At 65.0% G+C, this 223-nt stretch carries 1 protein-coding gene; it reads left to right on the top strand.

What is annotated here, in order from left to right:
* A partial coding sequence (locus tag IH68_RS51565) for a B12-binding domain-containing protein (protein WP_037886846.1) occupies positions 1-223 on the top strand: 223 nt, incomplete at both ends.

Raw genomic sequence — 223 nt, forward strand, 5'->3', positions numbered from 1 at the left:
TGTTCGGCTCCGGCCAGATGCAGCTGCCGTTCGTGCTGCAGTCCGCCGAGGTGATGAAGACGGCCGTCGCCCACCTCGAACCGCACATGGACAAGGTCGAGGGCGACGAGGCCGGCAAGGGCACCATCGTGCTGGCCACCGTGCGCGGCGACGTGCACGACATCGGCAAGAACCTCGTCGACATCATCCTGTCCAACAACGGCTACAACGTCGTCAACCTCGG

Origin of the sequence: Streptomyces sp. NRRL S-646 (assembly GCF_000720765.1) — a bacterium.
Lineage (GTDB): Bacteria > Actinomycetota > Actinomycetes > Streptomycetales > Streptomycetaceae > Streptomyces.